Origin of the sequence: Micromonospora rosaria (genome assembly GCF_001567585.1) — a bacterium.
Taxonomy (GTDB): domain Bacteria; phylum Actinomycetota; class Actinomycetes; order Mycobacteriales; family Micromonosporaceae; genus Micromonospora; species Micromonospora rosaria.
The window spans coordinates 1-4,925 of the sequence record NZ_LRQV01000239.1 but is presented as its reverse complement, the minus strand read 5'-3'; the positions used below and the strand labels follow the sequence as shown (position 1 = coordinate 4,925).

4 protein-coding genes are annotated in these 4,925 nt (G+C 75.4%); 3 read left to right on the top strand and 1 reads right to left on the bottom strand.

Annotated elements, in window-relative coordinates:
* A partial coding sequence (locus AWW66_RS31290) for a CHAT domain-containing protein (RefSeq protein ID WP_157528267.1) occupies positions 1 to 1,041 on the top strand: 1,041 nt, incomplete at its 5' end.
* Between the two features lie 464 nt (positions 1,042 to 1,505).
* A complete protein-coding gene (locus AWW66_RS31285; protein ID WP_067374206.1) occupies positions 1,506 to 2,729 on the top strand; it encodes an SfnB family sulfur acquisition oxidoreductase in 1,224 nt (407 codons plus the stop codon).
* Positions 2,730 to 2,930: 201 nt separating this feature from the next.
* Here AWW66_RS31285 and AWW66_RS31280 read toward each other — a convergent pair whose 3' ends face one another.
* A complete protein-coding gene (locus tag AWW66_RS31280) occupies positions 2,931 to 3,494 on the bottom strand; it encodes an NUDIX hydrolase (protein ID WP_067374203.1) in 564 nt (187 codons plus the stop codon).
* 539 nt (positions 3,495 to 4,033) lie between these two features.
* On the opposite strand from AWW66_RS31280, the gene AWW66_RS31275 reads away from it, so the two are divergent.
* The gene (locus AWW66_RS31275; RefSeq protein ID WP_245648572.1) at positions 4,034 to 4,795 is read left to right on the top strand and encodes a hypothetical protein; all 762 of its coding nucleotides are present in this window, start codon (positions 4,034 to 4,036) and stop codon (positions 4,793 to 4,795) included.
* Positions 4,796 to 4,925 lie beyond the last annotated feature (130 nt).

Here is a 4,925-nt window from a genome sequence, read left to right as displayed (position 1 = left end):
ATCCGGGAGCTGGCCCGGGGCGTGGACGGCGGCGGGGGCCTGCTGGCGCCCCCCGGGGTGGGCGCGCTCGGCGCGGCGCTCGGCGACGCCGTCCTGCTGGAACTGGTCGCGCACGGTCCCCGGCTGCGCGCGGTGCTGGTGCGTGCCGGCCGGGCGAGCCTGCACGACCTCGGGCCGCTGGCCGAGGCGGTCCGGCTGGCCCGGCTGCACCGGTTCGGGCTGCGCCGGCTGGTCACCACCGGCGACCGGCCGGACGCCCGCGCCGGGGTCGCGCACACCGCCGCCGCGCTGGACCGGCTCCTCTTCGACCCGGTACGCCCGCTGCTCGGCGACCGTCCACTGGTGATCGTGCCGATCGGCGAGCTGCACGCCGTACCCTGGTCGGGGTTGCCGACCTGTGCGGGACGCCCGGTGACCGTGGCGCCCTCGGCGACGGCGTGGCTGCGGGCCGCCGGCCGGTCGACGCCGGCCGGCCCGCCGGTGCTGGTCGCCGGGCCGCGCCTGCCGGCGGCCGAGACCGAGGTCCGTCAGCTCGCCGCCGTCCTGCCCGGTGCCCGGGCGCTGACCGGGGCCGCCGCCACCGCCCCCGCGACCACCGAGGCGTTGAACGGCACCCGGCTGGCGCACGTCGCCGCGCACGGCCGGTTCCGCGCGGACAACCCGCTCTTCTCCACCCTGGAGCTGGCCGACGGCCCGCTGACCGCCTACGAGTTGGAGCGGCTGACCTGCCCGCCCGGCTGCGTGGTGCTCTCGGCGTGCGACTCCGGTCTGTCCGGGGTCCGTCCCGGCGACGAGGTGATGGGCTTCACGGCGGTGCTGCTGGCCCTCGGCACGCGCAGCCTGGTCGCGACCGTCCTGCCGGTGCCGGCCGACCTCACCACCACGTTGATGCTGGACCTGCACCGGCGGATGCGGGCGGGGGCCGGTCCGGCGCTGGCCCTCGCCGAGGCGCAGCGGGCGTTCGACGGCGACGGTGGTGGGGCCACCGGCGGGGCGGCCCACGCCACGGCCGCCGCCTTCGTCTGCTTCGGCGCCGGCTGACCCCCCGGCCCCGAGTGGGGCACCGGCCCCGGTCGAGGTCCCCGCCGCCGACTGGGGCCCCGGTGCTCGGCCGAGGTCCCGGCTGTCGCCTGAGGTCTCCGCGGGGCGGTCCGGCGTGGGTGTCGACCGCCGTGCACGGGCCGTTCATCCCGCCGGTGGCGGCCGGCTCGCCCGCCACCGCCCTCGCGTGACCTGCGGATTGACGGCGCGCGCGGGCGCGGGCACACTACGCCTACAAACTCGATAGGAATAACAGTTATTGGTCGAGGGGGACCGATGGTGACATGCCGTCCGGCTCGCACGCCGCCCCGGCCGGCGGTCACCCGCTGTCGTCCGACGGCCCGCACCCTCACCCACCACCGAGTCCCGTCCGCCCCGTGCGGCGGGACTCGTTTCCGTCCACGACAGCGGCGGCGCGGCCATCACGCCCCGCCGTCACCGGCCCGACACGATCGGACTTCGCCATGACCCATGTGATCCGTAACGGCACCGAGGCGCAGGAGGTCGCCCGCAAGCTGGCCGCCTCCTTCGCCGAACAGGCCGCCGTCCGGGACAGCGAGCGACGGCTGCCCGAGGCCGAACTCGCCGACCTGTCCGACAGCGGCCTGCTCGGCGTGACGGTGCCGGCCCGCTTCGGTGGCGCGGCCGTCGAGGTGAGCGTGCTGGCCGAGGTGTTCCGCACCCTGGCGACCGCCGACGGGAGCCTCGCCCAGATCCCGCACAGCCACTTCGTCTTCCTGGAGGCGCTGCGGCTGCAGGGCACCGAGGAGCAGCAGGAGCGGTTCTTCGCGGCGGCACTGGCCGGGGCCCGGTTCGCCAACGCCCAGGCGGAACGGGGCGGTCGGACCGCCGCCGACGACGCGACCACCCTGCGTCGCCGGCCGGAGGGCGGGTACCGGCTTGACGGGGAGAAGTTCTACAGCACCGGGGCCCTGTTCGCCGACTGGCTGGTGGTCCGCGCCGTGCTGGCCGACGAGGCGCCGTCCGCCCCGGTGGCCGGTGGCCCGGCGTCCACGCCGACCCCGAAGGCGGTGGCCTTCGTCCGGCGGGACACCCCGGGCGTCACGGTCCAGGACGACTGGGCGGGGATGGGTCAGCGGACCACCGCCAGCGGCACGGTCCTGCTCGACGGGGTGCTGGTCGACGAGGACCAGGTCGTGCCGTACACGCCGATCTTCGCCCGGCCGACCACCTACGGCGCCCGCGCGCAGGTGCTGCACGCCGCCCTGGACGTGGGTATCGCGCGCGGCGCGCTGGACGCGGCGGTCGTCCAGGTGGGGCGGGCCCGCCCGTGGTTCGAGGCGGGGGTCGGACGGGCCGCCGAGGAGCCCCTGCTCGTCCAGCAGGCCGGTGAGCTGGAGATCCTGGTCCGGGGCGCCGAGGCGCTGCTGCGCGAGGCCGCCGCCGCGATCGACGCGGCGGAGGCGGACCTCACCGACGACAGCACCGCGCGGGCCTCGGTCGCCACCGCGGTCGCCAAGGTGGCCGGCGCCCGCGCCGCGGTGGAGGTCTCGTCGGCGTTGTTCGAACTCGGTGGTACCCGCTCGGCGGCGGAGCCGCTCAACCTGTCCCGCTACTGGCGGGACGCGCGGACCCACACCCTGCACGACCCGACCCGCTGGAAGGTCCAGCACGTGGGCCGCTGGCTGCTCTCCGGCACCCCGCCGCCCCGGCACGGCCAACTCTGACCCGCCGCGCGCCCGGAGTCGTCCCCCGGATCGCCCGCCCGCGGCGATCCGGGGCGACGCCGGGCGTCCCGACCCGGACCCGCGCGGGCGTCAGGCGGCCCGCGTCGTCCCGGACCTGACCGGCGGGCGTCGTCCTCGCGGACCTCGCGGGCGGGGTGTCGTCCTTCCGGAGTCGACCGGTGGGGCGGTGGCGGCGGGGGCTCAGGGTGTCCGGTCGAGCAGTTCGCCCACCCGGCCGAGGAAGTCGCGCAGGTTCGCCTCGGTGACCGTGTCGTGGGCCTCGGCCAGGCTGAGCCAGCGCAGCTCGGCGGTCGGGTTCTCCGGGCGGGCCCGCTCGGGCGTCCCGGTGGCGAGCACGAAACGCAGGTCGGCGTGCTCGTGGGCGGGCTCGTGCGCGCCGGCCGCCACCGGCACCACGACGACCTGGCGCAGCGTCGCGTCGGGCCAGCACACCAGGTCGTCCAGGCCGGTCTCCTCGCGGCCCTCGCGCAGCGCGACGGCGACCGGCGCCCGGTCCCCGGGGTCGCCGTGCCCGCCGATCTGGAGCCAGGCCCGTTGGCGGGCGTGCCAGCGCAGCAGCACCCGGCCCGTCGGTGGGTGGACGACCAGCGCCGACGCGGTGACGTGCAACGGCAGCGTCCGGGCCCACGGGTCACCGGCGGCGACCACCGCCCGGACCCGGTCCACGTCGGCGGCCTCGGCCGCCGTCCGGGGCCGGTAGGCCGCCAACAGCGCCGCGATCGGCGTCGGTTCCCCGTCGTGCATTCCGCCCCTCCCGAGGTACGTGTCGCCCGGCGGCGACCACCGTAGCGGCCCGGGGAGCGGGCGTCCGCCCGCCCCGCCGCCCCCGGCGTGGGCCGTCCGGATGACGGTCCGGGGTGACAGTGATAAGCGTCACACCTTTCATCTGGTGCGTCGTCGGCGCCGTATCACGCGTTGACCGGGCGGATTTCCTTTCCGCTGGCCCGCTTCCGGCCTCCGGAGCGCCCGGCCGACCGGGGACGTCCGGTACGGACGGAGCCGTAACTTGTGCGCAGCGTGACGGAATCTGTTCTCGGGGCGACTCGTCGTGGCCCACTGTCGCCAGTGGTCGGCAGCACGATTTTGCGCCGCTCACTACCCTGATCGTGATCACGTGCCTGGGCACCCGTCGACAGCGATAAGGGCATCAGATGAGCGACAACTACCCTCCGTACGGGGGGCAGCCGGATCCGAACGTCACTCCGTGGAGTGGACCGCCGGCTCAGCAGGGTGGATACCCCGCGTACGGCCAGCCGGGCCACCCGGGCCAGCCGGGTCCGCCGATGCAGCAGTTCGGCGCCCCCGTCCCCCCGCCGCGGAAGTCCAACAAGGGCCTGGTCATCGGGCTCGGCGTCGGGGCGGCCGTGGTGCTCATCCTGGCCGTGTGCGGTGCCGGCATCGGGCTCTTCCTCGCCAGCGGAGGGGACGACGACGATCCCACGCCGATCGCCTCCGCGCCCGCCACCCCCGGTGGCGACGGTGACTCCCAGCCGGGCACCGACAACTCGCCCGAGCCGGCGCCGTCCGAGTCGCAGGACCAGCCGAACAACAACAACGCCATCACGGCGCGCTTCTCCAGCGACTTCTCGTCGGTCTGCGAGGGCAGCCCGATCATGAACGCGGCGGCCTACAGCGGCGGCTCCGGCGCCAAGGCGTACACCTTCTCGAACGCTCCGGACCGGCCGAACAACTGGTCGACCCGGTCGATCAGCTCGAACAAGAAGTACTACGCCCGGTCGACCGAGTTCGAGACGGTCTCCGTGGTCGCCTGCCTGAAGTTCGCCGAGGGCAGCCAGGGCGAGCCCCGCGAGTGCCAGTACAAGGACAGCTCGGACAAGCAGGTGACGGTCAAGTACATCTCCGGCCGGTACACCCTGACCTTCCACGCGGCGAAGACCGGCGAGGAGATCGGTGACGGCGGCACCGTGAACGCCCCGGCGAACCGCTGCCCGAGCTTCATCTCGTACAACCGCTCCACCATGGAGTCGTACGCGGCGCCGGACACCGGCACCGTCGAGGCGGCCCTGGACAAGTTCCTGTCCTGAGCCGACCGACCCGCGAGGCCGGGGCGGGGAGGGCGACCTCCCCGCCCCGGCCTCGTTTCCGTTCCCCTCGGTGTGAGAAGGGGCCCCTTCTCGACCGTATGGGTGAGGAGGGGGCCCTTCCTTGCACCTC